This is a genomic window from Rhizobium atlanticum (genome assembly GCF_030182485.1).
GTDB lineage: Bacteria > Pseudomonadota > Alphaproteobacteria > Rhizobiales > Rhizobiaceae > Rhizobium.
The window spans coordinates 118832-135985 of record NZ_JAQJCJ010000012.1; the positions used below are offsets into that span (position 1 = coordinate 118832).

The window sequence follows — 17154 nt, forward strand, 5'->3', positions numbered from 1 at the left end:
CCGGAGCCGAACCGGGCGGAAGCTCCATCTTTACCGCTGCGCCGCAAGGCCGACGACACTCAAGGCGAGAGAGCCGATGTTTCGCGCCATCCAGATTCTCCTTCTGACATTTTGTCTGATGCTTTCGGGCCTGACGCTTTCTGGGACCGGCCTTCGCGCCGAGGACGACGTGCACGCTCTCGTCGATGCGCTCGGCGTTGGCGGCTTTCCCGAGCGCGACGCGGCCATCCGGGCGCTTGCCGCTTCCGCGGATACGCATGTCAGCCAAATCCTGCAGCAGCTGAGCGACGGCCAACTCTACGTCAATTCGGAGGGTGGTCCCGTGCTCGTGCAGGGCGGGACGGAGGACGAGCCCACCTATTCCGATCCGATCACCGGCGAGGCGGTTGCCGATGTCGATCCCGACTTGATGTCGAAGGTCAAGATCAACAATGCACTGCGCACCACGATCACAACGATGATGAGCCAGCTGACGCTTCTGAGCCCGGATCGCTCGGCGCGGCTCGCTGCGGCCGAGGGCATGCTTAGGGATGCCGATCCTGCCAATCTCGAACTGCTGAATTCGGCTCTTTCAGCCGAGAAGGATGGCGAGATCAAAAACACGATGGAAGCGGCGCGGGCCGTGATGGTGCTGAAGAGCGATGCCGGTCTCGAGGAGAAGCGGGCTGCCATCGATATGATCGCCGCCTGCGGCGGCCGCGATGCGCTGACGATCCTGACGACGGCGATGGCGAATGCGCCCGACGATCTGAAGCCCGCGATCCAGACGGAGATCAATTCGATCAACCGTGACCTGGCGCTCTGGGACGTCGTCCAGAACGTCTGGTACGGCCTGTCGCTCGGCTCGGTGCTGCTCTTGGCCGCTATCGGCCTTGCCATCACCTTCGGCGTCATGGGCGTCATCAACATGGCGCATGGCGAGATGGTGATGATCGGCGCCTATACGACCTATGTCGTGCAGGAAACGATCGCCTCGGCCTTCCCCTCGCTTGCCGATTATTCACTGGCCTTCGCGGTGCCGGCTGCCTTCCTCTTCACCGGTCTGGTCGGTCTCGTCATCGAACGTTCGGTGATCCGCTATCTCTACGGCCGCTCGCTGGAGACCCTGCTTGCCACCTGGGGCGTGTCGCTGATCCTGCAGCAGGCGATCCGCAGCTATTTCGGACCGACCAACCGCGAGGTCCGCAATCCGAGCTGGATGTCCGGTGCCTTCGATTTCGGCGGGCTGGTCATCACCTGGAACCGGCTCTGGATCATCGTCTTCTCTGTGGTGGTATTCCTGACGCTCCTGATGCTGCTCAAGCGCTCCGCCTTCGGGCTGCAGATGCGGGCGGTGACACAGAACCGGCGCATGGCTTCCTCCATGGGCATCCGCACCGGCTGGGTCGACGCCTTCACATTCGCGCTCGGCTCCGGCATCGCCGGCATGGCCGGTGTGGCGCTCTCGCAGATCGATAACGTCTCGCCGAACCTCGGCCAGAACTACATCATCGACAGCTTCATGGTCGTCGTATTCGGCGGGGTCGGCAATCTCTGGGGCACGCTGGTCGGCGCCCTGTCGCTCGGCGTCGTCAACAAGTTCCTTGAGCCCTTCGCCGGCGCCGTGCTCGGTAAAATCCTGGTGCTCGTCCTCATCATTCTGTTCATCCAGAAGCGTCCGCGCGGGCTCTTCGCACTCAAAGGAAGGGCGGTGGAAGCATGATAACGGCCTTCCTTCTCCGATCGCTCGATCGCAGGATCTCAATCGCCGTCGCCCTGCTGCTGGCGGTCGCCATTCTCGTGCCGGTGCTGAACCTCGCCACCGGGCCTACCCATCCGCTTCACGTCCCGACCTACATCATGGCGCTGTTTGGCAAGTATCTGACCTATGCGCTGCTGGCGCTGGCGCTCGATCTCGTCTGGGGCTTCTGCGGCATCCTTTCGCTCGGCCACGGCGCCTTCTTCGCGCTCGGCGGTTATGCGATGGGCATGTATCTGATGCGCCAGATCGGCTCGCGCGGCGTCTACGGCGATCCGATCCTTCCCGACTTCATGGTGTTCCTGAACTGGAAGGAGCTGCCCTGGTTCTGGTACGGCTTCGACCAGTTCTGGTTCGCGGCGCTGATGGTGCTCCTCGTGCCTGGTTTGCTCGCCTTCGTCTTCGGCTGGTTCGCCTTCCGCTCGCGCGTCAACGGCGTCTACCTCTCGATCATCACCCAGGCGATGACTTATGCGCTGCTGCTTGCCTTCTTCCGCAACGACATGGGTTTCGGCGGCAATAACGGCATGACCGATTTCAAGGACATCCTCGGCTTCAACATCCAGGCAGACGGCACGCGCGCCAGCCTCTTCGCCGCGACCGCGATCTTTCTGGCGCTATCGCTGACGATCGCCTCGGCAATCGTGCGCTCAAAGTTCGGCAAGGTGCTCGTCGGCGTACGCGACGCCGAAAGCCGCACACGCTTCCTCGGCTACCGCGTCGAGCATTTCAAGCTCTTCACCTTCGTCGTCTCGGCGATGATGGCGGGCATTGCCGGCGCGCTCTACGTGCCGCAGGTCGGCATCATCAATCCCGGCGAATTCGCGCCCGCAAACTCCATCGAAGTCGTCATCTGGACGGCGGTCGGCGGGCGGGGAACGCTAATCGGGCCGATCATCGGGGCGATCCTCGTCAATGGCGGCAAGACGATTTTCACCGGTCTCTTCCCCGAGTTCTGGCTGTTTGCGCTCGGCGGTCTCTTCGTCGCCGTTACGCTGTTCCTGCCGAAGGGCGTCGTCGGCACCATCGCGCACCAACTCGGCAAACGGAAGGCCGTCACCGACGCTGTACCCCCGGCGGCAGAGGAAGATGACATCGAAGCGAAAATCCAGGCAGCGGAGTGAGCGCCCATGATTCCCGACGTCAAACCCAACAGCGTGCTCTATCTCAGCGGCGTCTCCGTTTCCTTCGACGGCTTCAAGGCGCTGAATTCGCTCTCGATCGTCATCGAGCCCGGCGAGCTTCGCGCCATTATTGGCCCGAACGGCGCCGGCAAGACGACGATGATGGATATCATCACCGGCAAGACCAGGCCTGATGAGGGCGAGGTTTTCTTCAACGGGACCGTCGACCTCACCAAGAAGGATGAGGCCGACATCGCTCAGCTCGGCATCGGCCGCAAGTTCCAGAAGCCGACGGTCTTCGAAAGCCATACGGTCTGGGACAATCTGGAACTGGCGCTGAACCGCCGCCGCTCCGTCTTCTCGACGCTGTTCTATCGACTTTCGAGCGAAGACAGGACGCGCATCGATGAGATTCTCGAAACCGTGCGGCTGACCCACCGCCGCGACGAATTGGCTGCCAATCTATCGCACGGGCAGAAGCAATGGCTGGAGATCGGCATGTTGCTTGCCCAGGAGCCGAAGCTGCTGCTCGTCGACGAGCCGGTCGCCGGCATGACGGATGCGGAGACAGCGGAAACGGCGATTCTGCTCAAGAATATCGCCAAGACCCGGTCGGTCGTCGTCGTTGAGCACGACATGGGCTTCATCCGCGACCTCGGCGTCAAGGTGACCTGCCTTGCGGAAGGATCGGTGCTGGCGGAGGGATCGATCGATTTCGTCAGTTCGGATCCGAAGGTGATCGAGAATTATCTAGGAAGGTGAGGAATGCAACTTCCAGGCTTGAACCTGACAATGGAAGACGCTCTAAAACGAGCGGGGTTTACTGTGGGGTTTCATCATGGCTTTTCTCGGTATTCTGGTCGCGGCGCTCAGCGGCGCCGTCATCTGGTATTGGCGTTTTAAAATGGTGCGCGAGGCGGGAAACGAGATCATCGATTCCGTCGAGCGCATGCGGGGCGCTTATAAGCGCAGGAAGTTTCGCAAGCAGGCCGAGGTAGCGCCGCTGGCCTCGATTGCCGATCCGGCGATTGCGGCGGTGGCCTTTTTCTTCTGCCTTGCCAAGGAGAAGCCGATGTATGTCGACGCGGCCAAGGATGTTATCCGCAGCCGCATGAAAGGCATCATCCGGCCGGGCGACCTGGAAGAGGTGTTGGTTTTCGGCGAGTGGGCTTCCAAGAACGTCACCAGTCCGGAAGATCCGATCCGCCGGTTCCGGGATCTCTGGTTAAAGGCGCTCGACATGCAGGAGCGCCAGCAATTGATCGGCATTGCCGAGGACGTGGCCGAGACCGGCGGCGAGAGAACGAAAGAACAGGACTACGCCCTGCAGACGCTGAGGCGCAGTCTGATGAACTGATGGGGAATGGGTGAACGGATGCTGACAGTCGAGAACGCAAATCTGCATTATGGCGCGGCGCAGGCGCTGCGCGGCATCTCCATCAAGGCGGAGATGGGCAAGATCACCTGCGTGCTGGGGCGCAACGGCGTCGGCAAGAGTTCGCTGCTGCGCGCCGTCACCGGCCAGCATCCGCTGTCGGCCGGCACCGTCACCTTCAACGATACAAAACTGAACGGCCTGCCGCCCTTTGCCCGCGCCAAGCAGGGCATCGGCTATGTGCCGCAGGGGCGTGAAATTTTTCCGCTGCTTACCGTCAAGGAAAATCTCGAAACCGGCTTCGCTCCGCTTGGCCGCCGCGACCGCAACATTCCCGACGATATCTTCAGTCTCTTCCCGGTGCTGAAATCGATGTTGTCACGGCGCGGCGGCGATCTTTCCGGCGGGCAGCAGCAGCAGCTGGCAATCGGGCGCGCCATGGTGACGCGGCCGAAAATTCTCGTGCTCGACGAGCCGACCGAGGGCATTCAGCCGTCGATCATCAAAGATATCGGCCGGGCGATCCGCTATCTCCGCGATTCCACAGGCATGGCGATCCTGCTTGTCGAGCAATATCTGGATTTCTGCCGGGAGCTTGCCGACTATGTCTACATCATGGACCGCGGCGAGATCGTGCATGAAGGGCTTGCCGAAACGCTGGATACGCAGGAGGCTCGCCGCCATCTGACCGTCTGACCGGCAAATGCCGCAATTTGCGGCAGAGAGAACGACGGCTCGTTGATCTCTTCTGCGCGGACCGCAGCCCTTGTCGGGCGGCATGGGAATTGCTTGCATTCCGTCATTCGCGCGCGTGAATGGAAAGCGGTGGCGCTATTGAAAGGACGACATGACGAGTGCGGCAGTGAGTACCAGACCGCAAAGAGCGGAGGGACGGGGGCATCTGGCGGCAAGGCTGCTCGATGGGCGCACTCGTATTCGCGAGCTCTATCAGGAGGGCGCGGCGAAGATCCGCTTGCCTGATACTTTCGACGCCTCGATGGAAGCCGTCATCATCAACACCGCGGGCGGGCTGACCGGCGGCGATCGGCTGGACTGGAGCGTTGTTGCCGGTGCCGGCACGAAGATCGACGTTACCACCCAGGCCTGCGAAAAGATCTACAAGGCGTCGGCCGGCGCCGCCGAGGTGACGACCCGCATCGAAGTCGGCGTTGGAGCGCGCGTCGACTGGCTTCCGCAGGAAACGATCCTCTTCGACAGGGCAGCGCTTTTCCGCCGCCTGGACGTCGATCTCGACGAAAGCGCCGAATTCCTGGCCGTCGAAGCGGTGCTGCTCGGCCGCAAGGCAATGGGCGAGGCGGTGGAGACTGGGCTCTTTCGTGACCGCTGGCGTATCCGCCGCTCGGGCCGGCTGATCCATGCCGAGGAGCTTAGACTTTCCGAGGGTATCGCGGCATTGACCGCGCGTCAGGCCGTGCTCGGCGGGCAGGTGGCCTTTGCGACGCTGCTTTATGCCGGTCCGCTGGCTGAAGCCTATCTCGGCAAGGTGCGGCCGCTCGTCGAAGGGATCATGGGCGGCGCGAGCGCCTGGAGCGACAAGCTCGTCGTTCGCCTTGCCGCAGCCGACGGTTTTACGCTGAGAAAAATCCTTATCCCGGTCATTTCCGTCTTGCGCAACGGTGCGCCTGTGCCGAAAGTCTGGAATCTATGAAGCGAAGCATGAGGCAGATGGGCAAGCAATGAACCTCACTCCGAGAGAAAAAGACAAGCTGCTGATTTCGATGGCGGCGATGGTGGCACGGCGGCGGCTGGAGCGCGGCGTCAAGCTGAACTATCCCGAAGCGATTGCGCTGATCAGCGACTTCGTCGTCGAAGGCGCCCGCGACGGCCGTCCCGTCGCCGAGCTGATGGAAGCCGGCGCCCATGTGATCGGCCGTGATCAGGTGATGGAGGGCGTTGCCGAGATGATCCACGACGTGCAGGTGGAAGCAACGTTTCCCGACGGAACCAAGCTCGTCACCGTACATGAACCGATTCGGTAGGGAGAGAAAATGCTGGAACTGAGACCCAATTGCGAATGCTGCGACAAGGATCTGCCGCCGGAGAGCGCTGAGGCGCGGATCTGCACCTACGAATGCACCTTCTGCGCCGATTGCGTGGACGGCGTGCTGAAGGGCACTTGCCCCAATTGCGGCGGCAATCTCGTCGCCAGGCCCATCCGGCCGGCCGCCATGCTCGCCAAACATCCGGCGTCGACGAAACGCGTGCTGAAGGCCGAGGGCTGTGCGCCCAGAGCGGCTTAAGGAGAATGAGATGATTCCGGGCGAGATCATTGCCGCAAGCGGCGACATCGAACTCAATGCCGGCGCGCCGACTGTAACGCTGGAAGTTTCTAATACAGGCGACCGGCCGGTGCAGGTCGGCAGCCACTATCATTTTGCCGAGACCAATGCCGGGCTTTCCTTCGACCGCGCGGCGGCGCACGGGAAACGTCTTGATATTCCGGCCGGGACGGCCGTGCGCTTCGAGCCGGGGCAGACGCGTTCGGTGACGCTGATCCCGCTTTCCGGCAAGCGCGAGGTTTACGGCTTCCGCCAGCTCGTGATGGGCAAGCTTTAGAAGAACGGGAGAGGTGATTGCGTCTGAATATCTGCCTCATCGGGGCGGCGATGCTGTTTGTGGCCGGCCGTGTGTCCGCGCAGGATGTCGATTGCAAGAATCCGCAGACGCAATCGGACATGACCTCCTGCGAAGAGGCGCGCCATGAGGCTGCCGACAAGGCGCTGAACGAGCAATATAAGAAGACACGCGCCGCCATGGCGGCGATCGACAAGGATCTCGACGGCGACATGAAGGGCGCGGAAAGGGCGCTGGTCAAGGCGCAGCGCGCCTGGATCGACTATCGCGACGCAGAATGCGATGCCTTCGGCTTTCAGGCCCGCGGCGGCACGATGGAGCCGATGCTGGTTGCCGGATGTCTGGCCGAAGAGACGGATAAACGCACGAAAGAGCTGAAACAGCTCGAAGACACGATGAGCAACTAGGGTGATCAAAAAGATCGTAATCGTCGGCAATGGCGAGATTGGGGAAGGAGAGGCAGGCATCATCGATGCCGCCGATTTCGTCATCCGCTTCAACGATTGCCGTTCCTACGGCACTGGCGGCAGCCGCACGGATGCCGTCGCGGTCTGCAATACCGGCCGGCCGGCAAAGGCAATGCTCGGCTCACCCGAGTGGCGCGCCCATCCCGGTGTTGTTTCGGCGCGCGAAATCTGGAGCGTGCGCGACCCGGAAAAATTTGCCGCGATGCGGGCGCCGCTTGCCGTCTCGCATCCTGATCTCGATGATTTCTGCGACGACTATACGGATGCGTTCGCTGCCTTCTGCGCTGAAACCGGCAAGGCGCATATCGTCATCGGCAAGACGGTCCACGAGGCCGTCGACGCCTCGCTTTCGGCCTTTGAGCCGGCGCCCTATGTGGTGCCGAGCAGCGGCATGATCGTCACCGCCGAGGTGCTGGACAAATATGCCGAGGCCGAGGTGATGCTGGCTGGCTTCGGTCACGTCGGCTGGGAATGGCACCCGTTTGCGGCCGAACGGCAGCTTGTCGATACTTATGTAGCCGCTGGCCGCCTCACACGACTCGGCGAAAAAACACTTGTCTCTTCCTTCCACGGAGCCTGATGAATGCCCTACAAGATCTCCCGCGCCGCCTATGCCGGCATGTTCGGACCGACCACCGGAGACAAGGTGCGCCTTGCCGATACGGAGCTCTTCATCGAGATCGAGAAGGATTTCACCACTTATGGCGAGGAGGTGAAGTTCGGCGGCGGCAAGGTGATCCGTGACGGCATGGGCCAGAGCCAGGTGACACGGGCGGACGGCGCGGTCGATACGGTCATCACCAATGCGGTGATCGTCGATCATTCCGGAATCTATAAAGCCGATATCGGGCTGAAGGGTGGGCGCATCGTTGCCATCGGCAAGGCCGGCAATCCCGATATGCAGCCGGGCGTCAACATCATCGTCGGCCCGGGCACGGAGGCTATCGCCGCCGAAGGCAAGATCGTCACCGCAGGCGGCATGGATAGCCATATCCATTTCATCGCGCCGCAGCAGATCGAGGAAGCGCTGATGTCTGGCATGACCTGCATGCTCGGCGGCGGCACGGGACCGGCGCATGGTACGCTCGCCACCACCTGCACGCCGGGTCCCTGGCATCTGGCGCGTATGATCGAGGCGGCGGACGCCTTCCCGATGAACCTTGCCTTTGCCGGCAAAGGCAATGCCTCGCTGCCGGGAGCACTGACGGAAATGGTGCTGGCCGGCGCCACCTCGCTGAAATTGCATGAGGACTGGGGCACGACGCCTGGCGCCATCGATTGCTGCCTGTCGGTCGCCGACGAATATGACGTGCAGGTGATGATCCACACCGATACGCTGAACGAAAGCGGCTTCGTCGAGGATACGATCGGCGCCATCAAGGGCCGCACCATCCATGCCTTCCACACGGAAGGAGCGGGCGGCGGGCACGCGCCTGACATCATCAAGATCTGTGGGCAGCCGAACGTCATCCCGTCTTCCACCAATCCGACGCGGCCCTATACGGTCAACACCATCGCCGAGCACCTCGACATGCTGATGGTCTGCCATCACCTGTCGCCGTCTATTCCCGAGGACATCGCCTTTGCCGAAAGCCGTATCCGCAAGGAGACGATCGCGGCCGAAGACATCCTGCACGATATCGGCGCCTTCTCGATCATTTCGTCCGACAGCCAGGCCATGGGCCGCGTCGGCGAGGTGGCGATCCGCACGTGGCAGACGGCCGATAAGATGAAGTGCCAGCGCGGCCGACTGAAGGAGGAAAAGGGCGACAACGACAATTTCCGCGTCCGCCGCTATATCGCCAAATATACGATCAACCCGGCGATCGCCCACGGTCTCAGCCATGAGATCGGCTCGGTCGAGATCGGTAAGCGCGCCGACCTCGTGCTCTGGAACCCAGCCTTCTTCGGCGTGAAGCCCGACATGGTGCTGCTCGGCGGCTCGATTGCCGCCGCCCCTATGGGCGATCCGAATGCCTCGATCCCGACGCCGCAGCCGGTGCACTACCGGCCGATGTTCGCCTCCTATGGCCGCAGCCTCACCAATTCCTCCGTCACCTTCGTCAGCCAGGCGTCGCTCGATGCCGGGCTGAAGGGCAGGCTCGGGGTCGCGAAGGAACTCGTGGCGGTGAAGAATACGCGCGGCGGCATCTCCAAGGCGTCGATGATCCACAATGACCTGACACCGGAGATCGAAGTCGATCCGGAGACCTATGAAGTCAGGGCGAACGGCGAACTGCTGACCTGCGAGCCCGCGACGGTGCTGCCGATGGCGCAGCGCTATTTCCTGTTCTAGGCCAGTCATTCCGTGCTGAGGGGGATGCGCTGGCTGTTGCGGATCGTGGTCCTGCTCGCAGCTCTGGCAGCGGGCGGAACCTTCATTCCCCGGCCGCTGATTGCCCCGGTCAAGGCGTCGTCGGCGGAGGCAATCCACCGCATTCTCCTCCTATCGGGATCGATTCATACCGATATTGCCATTCCGCTCGATGAGGAGACACGGGCGGCATTTTCCTTCCTCGACGAGCCGGATTTTCCGCTCGGTCATCCGAATGCGGAATGGCTCGTGATCGGCTGGGGCGGCCGCGCCTTCTATCTCGAAACACCGACCTGGGCTGAGCTGAAGCCGCTGCCGGTGCTACGGGCGCTGACGATCGATCGTTCGGTGCTGCATGTGGATCTCGCCGGTCATATTGCCGAGCCGCAGTCTGATGTTACGGCCTTCGATATTGGTGATGATGAATTGGCGCGGCTGCGCGAATTCATCGCGGACAGCTTCGTCCGCAACGCGGGCGAGATCGCGCCGATCCCGGATGCGGGTTATGGGGAGATCGATCGGTTTTTCGAAGCCAAGGGATACTTCAATGCCCTCTTCGGCTGCAACACCTGGACTGCCGCTGCACTTCGCTCGGCAGGGCTTCGGACTGGCTTATGGAACCCTCTTCCACAATCATTGCGATTGTCTGTTGGTGTCTACAATTGACGCACTCGCTGGCCCGTCCGCTCTTAAACGAAATTGTCAATGGATTTCTCCTCGCGGTTGTAAAAATCGCTAAGAAACCGCAGTTTTTCTTCAGCTAGACCATTCTGAGACAGCTCTGCGCAAGATCGTGGCAAAGCTATTATATATCAGCACATTAGCTGCTTGTGTACGCTGTTCGATTCAGGGATTGTAGACTTGCAGCCCCTGCTAGAAAAAATCTCACCACCGAATCGTCTGAAATCGTTCGAATTTTAGCGAGTCGATTAAGACACCCGCAGCAATTGGGCTCTTATCAATGCCTTGTAACGCCGGGCAGGAAGGTCGATTCTCATGAGAAGTTGGATGTCGCTGCAGGCCGATTTTGGCCATTTTCTATATCGCAGGCAGGTCTATGTCTTTGCGTTGAAGATGAGCTTTCTTGCCGTCATTTTCTCCGGCGTTATCATTGCGCTGACGATACCGCCACTCGGTTTTCTCGGGCTGTTGCCGGTGACCCTTTCGCACGCGATCGGCTTCGGCGCCATTTTTTCCTGGCTTGTCGGCGGCACGGTTTCCGGCATGATGTCGCTGGCGGCGGGTTTTGCAATGCATGAACTGACGCTGTCGCGGGCGGAGTTCGAAAAGCTCAGCCGCACGGATACCCTCTCCGGCCTGTTGAACCGGCGCGCCTTCACCGAGGCGCTGGATCGGATCGAAGGCGACGCCTCGCTCGTCATTTTTGACGTCGACCGTTTCAAGGCGATCAACGATCGCTTCGGCCATGCCTGCGGCGATGGGGTTATCACGGCGGTCTCGGCGGTGCTGCTTTCCGCCTTCGACGAATCGTCCGTCGTCGCGCGCCTCGGCGGTGAGGAGTTCGGCGTCATCGTCTCCGGCGAACCGCTGGAGAAACGGTTGGAGCGGATCCAGATCGTGCAGGCCGATATCGCCAACAGACCGCTCGTGGCAGATGGGAACCATATTGCCATCACCATTTCCGGCGGCGTGGCCGATCTCATTCCTGGGCGCAGCAAGCAGCAGGTCTACGCCTCGGCCGATCGGGCGCTTTATCTCGCCAAGGCGCTCGGACGCAATCGCGTCGTGCACGAGCGGGAGGGACTGCATCATGCCTGGCACGGGCTCGCCGAAACTAGTGCCAATACTGAGGGCAGGGGGCTGGGGAGCGACAACATGATGCAGGCCTACGGAATATAAAAGCCGGCCTCCCAAATGAAAGATCATTGGTGCTTGCATCAGGAAGGGCTATTTTGCATGGTCGTCGTCTCATCAAAACGGACATATCATGCAGCGCGTCACCTCCTATCTTCCCGCCGGAACCTCTTCCTCCCATCCGACCGCCCAGGTCAAGCTGCCGCATGATCTGCGGCATTTGCGCCGCAAGCTCCTGCATCTGGAGAATGGCGAGATGGTCATGCTCGACCTCAAGGATCCGGTGCTCTTCGCCAATGGCGACCTGCTTGTGCGCGAAGACGGCGAACTGATCGAGATCCTTGCCGCCGACGAGAAGCTCTTCGAGATTCGCGGACGCGACCGCACGCATCTGGTCGAGCTTGCCTGGCATCTCGGCAACCGTCATCTCGCCGCCCAGATCGAGGAAGACCGCATCGTCATCCTGCGCGATCATGTCATCCGCACCATGCTGCAGGGCCTCGGCGCCACCGTGCTCGATATCGAAGAGCCCTTCCAGCCTGCGCGCGGCGCCTATCATTCACATGGCGGACATTCGCATGACCAGGCGCATGCGCATCATGACCACGGGCACAATCACAACCCTGGGCATGACCATGATCCCACGCATGGCCATGACCACAAGCATGATCACACCTGCGACCATGATCACGACCATGGTCATGGGCACGGGCATCATGGCCACAAGCACGACTAATGACCGAGGACTCTGAGCTGCAGGCATTGTTGCGCCTGACGGCATGGCTTTCACCGGCCTTTCCGATCGGCAGTTTCGCCTATTCAGGCGGGTTGGAGCGGGCGGCAGCCGATGGGCTCGTCACCGACGCGGCCTCGCTTGCGGACTGGATCGGCACGCTGATCGGCCATGGCTCGGTCTGGAACGATGCGGTGCTTCTGGCGGAGAGCCACAGGCGCCAGGCCGAAGCTCCGGGCCTTGCCGAAATCGCTGCGCTTGCCGAAGCGCTTGCCGGATCGCGTGAGCGCCATCAGGAAACGATGCTGCTCGGCGAGGCGTTCCTCTTGGCGGCGCGAGCCTGGCCGGACGAGGTTTTCGAAAGACTGCCTGGCAAAACCGCCTATCCCATTGCGGTCGGAGCGGTTGCGGGCGCCCATGCCATAAGGCCTGAGAAGGTGCTCGCGGTCTTCCTGCATGCCTATGCCTCACAGTCGGTTTCAGCAGGTATCCGTCTCGGCGTCGCCGGGCAAAAGGATGGCGTTGCCATCCTTGCCGGGCTTGAAGAGCAGATTGCGGGGATTGCGCGGCGGGCGGCAGATTCAACCCTCGACGATCTCGGTTCGGCGACGGTGCAGGCCGACATCGCCAGCCTGCGCCACGAAACCCAGACGACCAGGCTTTTCCGCTCGTAACTATCAAATATTCGGCAACTGCGTCATTTGACGGTGGCGCATGCCGGCGGCGTCGCTATCATCGGAATCCTATTGGAGTACGCCATATGAAATCAAGAAACGGACCTCTGCGCGTCGGTATCGGCGGGCCGGTCGGGTCGGGCAAGACGGCGCTGACGGAAAAGCTCTGCAAGGCTATGCGCGACGACTATTCCGTCGCCGTCGTCACCAACGACATCTATACGACCGAGGATGCCGAGGCGCTGGTGCGCATGCAGGCATTGCCTTCCGATCGCATCGTCGGTGTCGAAACGGGCGGCTGCCCCCACACCGCCATTCGCGAGGATGCGACGATCAATCTTCAGGCGATCGCGAGCCTTAACGAGCGGATCCCCAATCTCGATGTCGTCTTCATCGAGTCAGGCGGCGACAATCTGGCGGCGACCTTTTCGCCGGACCTCGCCGATATCACCATCTATGTCATCTCCGTCTGCCAAGGCGAGGAAATCCCGCGCAAGGGCGGGCCCGGCATCACCCGCTCCGACCTGCTCGTCATCAACAAGAAGGATCTGGCACCCCATGTCGGCGCCGATCTTGAGGTGATGGAGCGGGATGCGACGCGCATGCGCGCCTCACGCCCCTTCGTCTTCTCCGATATGAAGCGTGGCGATGGCGTCAGTTCGATCGTTCGTTTCTTGAGAGAGCAGGGCGGGCTCTGAGGGACAAGCCCGCCGCATCTGGCGGATGGCGGCGAGGGTGGCGAAACAAAAACGGGCCGGGAGATCGCTCCCGGTCCGTAGTTTGTTGACAACGTCTCTTCCGTCGTGCTCGGGCTCGTGCCGAGCATCTAACCACCGCGATTATTTGACGGGTAAACATTTATTTCCAGGTATTTAATTGGGCCGGCATAGATCCTCGGCAGAAGGCCGAGGATGACGTCGGGGGTTTTGCATGCGGTTTGTCAGCAGCCCGACGAGCGGGAGGTCGCTCCCGGCCCGTCTCGTTTCCTGAGGCTTTGCTCACTCCGCCGCAAACGGCGGCAGGCGGAGCACATTGGTGTCGTTGGCGCCCTTGCGCTTGCTTTCCGGCTTTTCGATCGCGGTCAGGCGCTCGTCCAGCGCATCGATATCGCTGCGGTTCTCGCGGGTCACGCGGGTAAGATCCTCGCGCGAGAGCGGCAGGTCTTCCTCATCCTTCCTGCCGACCAGGCGTCCAAATATCCAGCCGAGCAGGCGGGACAGATCGTCCATGATGAGGAAGAAGGAGGGAACGACGACGAGCGACAGCACCGTCGAGACGATGATGCCGCCGATCACGGCGATTGCCATCGGCGCGCGGAACGAGCCGCCTTCGCCGACGCCGAGCGCCGACGGCAGCATGCCTGCCGACATGGCAATCGAAGTCATGATGATCGGCCGGGCGCGTTTGCGGCCGGCCTCGACCATGGCTTCAACACGGGACATGCCCTGATGGCGCATCTCGATTGCAAAATCGACGAGCAGGATGGCATTCTTGGTGACGATGCCCATCAGCATCAGAATGCCGATCATGACAGGCATGGACAGCGGATTGCTGGTGATGATCAGGCCCGCCGCGACGCCGCCGATCGCGAGCGGCAGCGAGAACAGGATGGTGAAGGGCTGGATCACATCCTTGAAGAGCAGGATCAGCACGGTCAGTACCAACATGAGGCCCATCAACATGGCGTTGACGAAGCTCTGCTGCATCTCGGTCTGCACCTTGGTGTCGCCGCTTTCCGCGAGGTGTACCGTGGCCGGAATGTTGGCCGCCTTGACGATCTCGCGGAAACGGGCCGAGGCGGTGTCGAGCGCTACACCCTGCGGCAGGTCGGAACCGATAGAGACGACCCGGTTACGGTTGTTGCGCTTGATCGAGCTTACGCCTTCCGAATAGTCGATATTCGCCACGCTCGAGAGCGGAACGGTGCCGCCGCTGGCGGTCTGGATCTTCAGCGCCCGGATGGCGGCAAGGTCGCGGCGCATGTCAAGGGCCGCCTGGACGCGGATCGGGATCTGGCGATCGTCGAGCGAGATCTTGGCGAGGGCCGCATCGACATCGCCGATGGTGGCGACGCGGATCGTCTCGGAGATCTGCTGCGGCGTGATGCCGAGACGCGCCGCCTCGTCCTTGCGGGGATAGACCTGCAGTTCCGGACGCGGCAGGGCGCCGTCGGCGCTGACATTGGCGAGCAGCGGGTCGGCACGCAACTTGGATTCCAGAATGCCGACGGCTTCGTTCAGGTCCTTCTCGTTTTTGGAGAGGAAGTTGAAGGAGAGGTCGCGTTCGCCGCGGTCGTTAAGCTTCAGGATATGGACATCGGGAATATCGCGCAGCTTGGCGAAGACTTCCTTCTCAATATCCCATTGCGGGCGTTCACGGCCGTGGACTTCCACCTTCGGCAGCATCGGGCCGATGACCGGGATATGGCCGAGCACGTCGTTGACCACCTTCTTGACCAGCGACTGGTCGAGCTTGTGGAGCGCCAGCGTAATGGTCGCACGGCGCAGTTCGAGATCGCCCTTCGGCGATGCCCCGCCGAGGACGAAGACGCTTTCGACGCCGTTGAGGTCCTTGACCCTGTCATAAATCGCCTTCGTCGTCTTCTCGGTGTCGTCGAGCCGCGCATTGGGCGGCAGTTCAACAGAGAGAACGATGCGCGAGGCATCTTCGGGCGGCAGGAAGCTGCCGGGAACCTTCATCAGCAGCATAACCGAACCGACGAGGAAACCGATCGCCGCGAGCAGCGTCAGATATCGCGAATATTTGTGCCCGGTCGTGGCGCGGATCAGGCGCGTATAACCCTTCATCAGCAGACCGTCATTGTCGTGATGGTCGTCGACGCCGTCTTCGGCGCGCATGAGATAGGCGGCCATCATCGGGGTGATGAGGCGTGCCACCAGCAGCGAGAAAAAGACGGAGAATGCGACGGTCAGGCCGAATTGGATGAAGTACTGGCCCGGAATGCCCGGCATGAAGGAAACTGGCACGAAGACGGCGATGATGGTGAAGGTGGTGGCGATGACGGCGAGACCGATTTCATCCGCCGCCTCGATCGCCGCCCGATAGGGCGTCTTGCCCATCTTGATATGGCGGGCAATGTTCTCGATTTCAACGATCGCGTCGTCGACCAGGATACCTGTCGCGAGCGTCAGCGCCAGGAAGCTGACGAGGTTCAGCGAGAAGCCCATCATGTCCATGACCCAGAAGGTCGGGATCGCAGAGAGCGGGAGCGCGATGGCCGAGATCAGCGTCGCGCGCCAGTTCCTGAGGAACAGCAGCACGACAATGACGGCGAGCAGGGCGCCTTCGAGCAGCGTGTGGATGGCGGCTTCATAGTTGCCGTAGGTGAAATAGACCGAATCGTCGATCATCTCGATCTTCACGTTCGGATTTTCGCTTCGCACCTTGTCGAGGCTCTGCGCCACCGTCTCGGCGACGCTGACCTCACTGGCGCCCTTCGAGCGGAAGACGCCGAAGGTAACGACGGGCGTATCGTTGAAGCGCGAAAAGGATTTCGGCTCCTCATAGGTGTCCTTGATGACGCCGAGATCGGACAGCTTGACGAAACGGCCGCTCGGCAGCGCAATCGTCGTGTCTGCAAGTTCGGCGACATTGCGGGCGTCGCCAAGAACGCGGATTGCCTGTTCGCTGCCCGCCACCTGGCCGCGACCGGAGCCGAGATCGACATTGGTGCCGCGCAGCTGATCGTTCACGCTTGCAGCTGTGATGCCGTAAGCATCGAGCTTGCCGGGCGCGAGTTCTATGCGCACTTCGCGTTCAGCGCCGCCGTAACGATCGACTCGGCCGATGCCGGCCTGGCCCTGCAGCGCGCGCTTGATTGTATCGTCGACGAACCAGGACAGTTCTTCGAGCGACATGTCGGGTGAGGACACGGCGAAGGTCTGGATCGCCTGGCCCTCGACATCAACCTTGGTAACGATTGGTGCTTCGGCCGTCGCCGGCAGATCGCTGCGGATGCGGTCGATCGCGTCCTTGACGTCCTGTACGGCTTGTTCGGTCGGCACTTCCATCCGGAACATGACGTTGGTCTGTGAACTGCCGTCGGTCACCGTCGACTGGATTTCGTCGATGCCGGTGATCGAGGCGATCGCGTCTTCGATCTCCTTCGTCACCTGCATTTCGAGTTCGGCCGGCGACGCGCCGCTTTGCGTCACGCTGATCGAGACCAGCGGCACGTCGATGTTCGGAAAGCGCGTGATCGGCAGCGTGTTGAAGGACTGAATGCCGATGAATATCAGCAGGCAGAAGGCCAGCAGCGGCGCGATGGGATTTCTAATGGACCAGGCTGAAAAATTCAT

Annotated in this window: 18 protein-coding genes; 17 read left to right on the plus strand and 1 reads right to left on the minus strand. The window is 61.6% G+C overall.

Annotated elements, in window-relative coordinates:
• Positions 1 to 76 precede the first annotated feature (76 nt).
• From urtB to ureG, 17 genes are all read left to right on the plus strand, one after another.
• Positions 77 to 1702, plus strand: a complete 1626-nt coding sequence (gene urtB / locus PH551_RS18480; protein WP_285194284.1) for an urea ABC transporter permease subunit UrtB — start codon at positions 77 to 79, stop codon at positions 1700 to 1702.
• Entirely contained in the window at positions 1699 to 2862 is a 1164-nt protein-coding gene (gene urtC, locus PH551_RS18485; protein ID WP_097600668.1) for an urea ABC transporter permease subunit UrtC, read from the plus strand. Before urtB ends, urtC begins: the two co-directional genes overlap by 4 nt.
• A 6-nt stretch (positions 2863 to 2868) precedes the next feature.
• On the plus strand, positions 2869 to 3624 hold the full coding sequence (gene urtD / locus PH551_RS18490; protein WP_085779184.1) for an urea ABC transporter ATP-binding protein UrtD: 756 nt from the start codon (positions 2869 to 2871) through the stop codon (positions 3622 to 3624).
• A gap of 76 nt (positions 3625 to 3700) precedes the next feature.
• Positions 3701 to 4219 carry a hypothetical protein gene (locus PH551_RS18495; RefSeq protein WP_097600667.1) on the plus strand — a complete coding sequence of 173 codons (519 nt, stop codon included), beginning with the start codon at positions 3701 to 3703 and terminating at the stop codon, positions 4217 to 4219.
• 18 nt (positions 4220 to 4237) lie between these two features.
• The gene (gene urtE / locus PH551_RS18500) at positions 4238 to 4933 is read left to right on the plus strand and encodes an urea ABC transporter ATP-binding subunit UrtE (protein WP_097600743.1); all 696 of its coding nucleotides are present in this window, start codon (positions 4238 to 4240) and stop codon (positions 4931 to 4933) included.
• Between the two features lie 151 nt (positions 4934 to 5084).
• A complete protein-coding gene (locus PH551_RS18505) occupies positions 5085 to 5906 on the plus strand; it encodes an urease accessory protein UreD (protein WP_285194285.1) in 822 nt (273 codons plus the stop codon).
• Positions 5907 to 5934: 28 nt separating this feature from the next.
• Entirely contained in the window at positions 5935 to 6237 is a 303-nt protein-coding gene (locus tag PH551_RS18510; RefSeq protein ID WP_064695492.1) for an urease subunit gamma, read from the plus strand.
• A gap of 9 nt (positions 6238 to 6246) precedes the next feature.
• Positions 6247 to 6498, plus strand: coding sequence for a DUF1272 domain-containing protein (locus PH551_RS18515; RefSeq protein WP_183699108.1), 252 nt, complete (start codon positions 6247 to 6249; stop codon positions 6496 to 6498).
• 10 nt (positions 6499 to 6508) lie between these two features.
• Positions 6509 to 6814: an urease subunit beta gene (locus PH551_RS18520; RefSeq protein WP_003542314.1), complete on the plus strand. Its 306-nt coding sequence runs from the start codon at positions 6509 to 6511 to the stop codon at positions 6812 to 6814.
• Positions 6815 to 6831: 17 nt separating this feature from the next.
• The gene (locus PH551_RS18525; protein ID WP_097600664.1) at positions 6832 to 7239 is read left to right on the plus strand and encodes a lysozyme inhibitor LprI family protein; all 408 of its coding nucleotides are present in this window, start codon (positions 6832 to 6834) and stop codon (positions 7237 to 7239) included.
• Between the two features lies 1 nt (position 7240).
• Positions 7241 to 7879, plus strand: a complete 639-nt coding sequence (locus PH551_RS18530; protein ID WP_285194288.1) for a Urease operon accessory protein — start codon at positions 7241 to 7243, stop codon at positions 7877 to 7879.
• A gap of 3 nt (positions 7880 to 7882) precedes the next feature.
• Positions 7883 to 9595: an urease subunit alpha gene (gene ureC, locus PH551_RS18535; RefSeq protein WP_285194289.1), complete on the plus strand. Its 1713-nt coding sequence runs from the start codon at positions 7883 to 7885 to the stop codon at positions 9593 to 9595.
• Positions 9596 to 9607: 12 nt separating this feature from the next.
• On the plus strand, positions 9608 to 10279 hold the full coding sequence (locus tag PH551_RS18540) for a TIGR02117 family protein (protein WP_285194290.1): 672 nt from the start codon (positions 9608 to 9610) through the stop codon (positions 10277 to 10279).
• A 330-nt stretch (positions 10280 to 10609) separates the two neighbouring features.
• On the plus strand, positions 10610 to 11473 hold the full coding sequence (locus PH551_RS18545; protein WP_285194291.1) for a GGDEF domain-containing protein: 864 nt from the start codon (positions 10610 to 10612) through the stop codon (positions 11471 to 11473).
• Between the two features lie 88 nt (positions 11474 to 11561).
• Complete coding sequence (locus tag PH551_RS18550) at positions 11562 to 12164, plus strand: urease accessory protein UreE (RefSeq protein ID WP_285194292.1); 603 nt, start codon at positions 11562 to 11564, stop codon at positions 12162 to 12164.
• Entirely contained in the window at positions 12164 to 12835 is a 672-nt protein-coding gene (locus PH551_RS18555) for an urease accessory protein UreF (protein ID WP_285194293.1), read from the plus strand. Before PH551_RS18550 ends, PH551_RS18555 begins: the two co-directional genes overlap by 1 nt.
• A gap of 86 nt (positions 12836 to 12921) precedes the next feature.
• Entirely contained in the window at positions 12922 to 13533 is a 612-nt protein-coding gene (gene ureG, locus PH551_RS18560) for an urease accessory protein UreG (protein ID WP_085779173.1), read from the plus strand.
• Positions 13534 to 13833: 300 nt separating this feature from the next.
• Here ureG and PH551_RS18565 read toward each other — a convergent pair whose 3' ends face one another.
• Entirely contained in the window at positions 13834 to 17154 is a 3321-nt protein-coding gene (locus PH551_RS18565) for an efflux RND transporter permease subunit (RefSeq protein ID WP_285194294.1), read from the minus strand.

What these genes read in the sequence shown, in the direction of transcription:
- urtB (WP_285194284.1), top strand. Translation starts at nt 77, where the DNA reads ATGTTTCGCGCCATCCAGATTCTCCTTCTGACATTTTGTCTGATGCTT.
- urtC (WP_097600668.1), top strand. Translation starts at nt 1,699, where the DNA reads ATGATAACGGCCTTCCTTCTCCGATCGCTCGATCGCAGGATCTCAATC.
- urtD (WP_085779184.1), top strand. Translation starts at nt 2,869, where the DNA reads ATGATTCCCGACGTCAAACCCAACAGCGTGCTCTATCTCAGCGGCGTC.
- PH551_RS18495 (WP_097600667.1), top strand. Translation starts at nt 3,701, where the DNA reads ATGGCTTTTCTCGGTATTCTGGTCGCGGCGCTCAGCGGCGCCGTCATC.
- urtE (WP_097600743.1), top strand. Translation starts at nt 4,238, where the DNA reads ATGCTGACAGTCGAGAACGCAAATCTGCATTATGGCGCGGCGCAGGCG.
- PH551_RS18505 (WP_285194285.1), top strand. Translation starts at nt 5,085, where the DNA reads ATGACGAGTGCGGCAGTGAGTACCAGACCGCAAAGAGCGGAGGGACGG.
- PH551_RS18510 (WP_064695492.1), top strand. Translation starts at nt 5,935, where the DNA reads ATGAACCTCACTCCGAGAGAAAAAGACAAGCTGCTGATTTCGATGGCG.
- PH551_RS18515 (WP_183699108.1), top strand. Translation starts at nt 6,247, where the DNA reads ATGCTGGAACTGAGACCCAATTGCGAATGCTGCGACAAGGATCTGCCG.
- PH551_RS18520 (WP_003542314.1), top strand. Translation starts at nt 6,509, where the DNA reads ATGATTCCGGGCGAGATCATTGCCGCAAGCGGCGACATCGAACTCAAT.
- ureC (WP_285194289.1), top strand. Translation starts at nt 7,883, where the DNA reads ATGCCCTACAAGATCTCCCGCGCCGCCTATGCCGGCATGTTCGGACCG.
- PH551_RS18545 (WP_285194291.1), top strand. Translation starts at nt 10,610, where the DNA reads ATGAGAAGTTGGATGTCGCTGCAGGCCGATTTTGGCCATTTTCTATAT.
- PH551_RS18550 (WP_285194292.1), top strand. Translation starts at nt 11,562, where the DNA reads ATGCAGCGCGTCACCTCCTATCTTCCCGCCGGAACCTCTTCCTCCCAT.
- PH551_RS18555 (WP_285194293.1), top strand. Translation starts at nt 12,164, where the DNA reads ATGACCGAGGACTCTGAGCTGCAGGCATTGTTGCGCCTGACGGCATGG.
- ureG (WP_085779173.1), top strand. Translation starts at nt 12,922, where the DNA reads ATGAAATCAAGAAACGGACCTCTGCGCGTCGGTATCGGCGGGCCGGTC.
- PH551_RS18565 (WP_285194294.1), bottom strand. Translation starts at nt 17,154, where the DNA reads ATGAATTTTTCAGCCTGGTCCATTAGAAATCCCATCGCGCCGCTGCTG.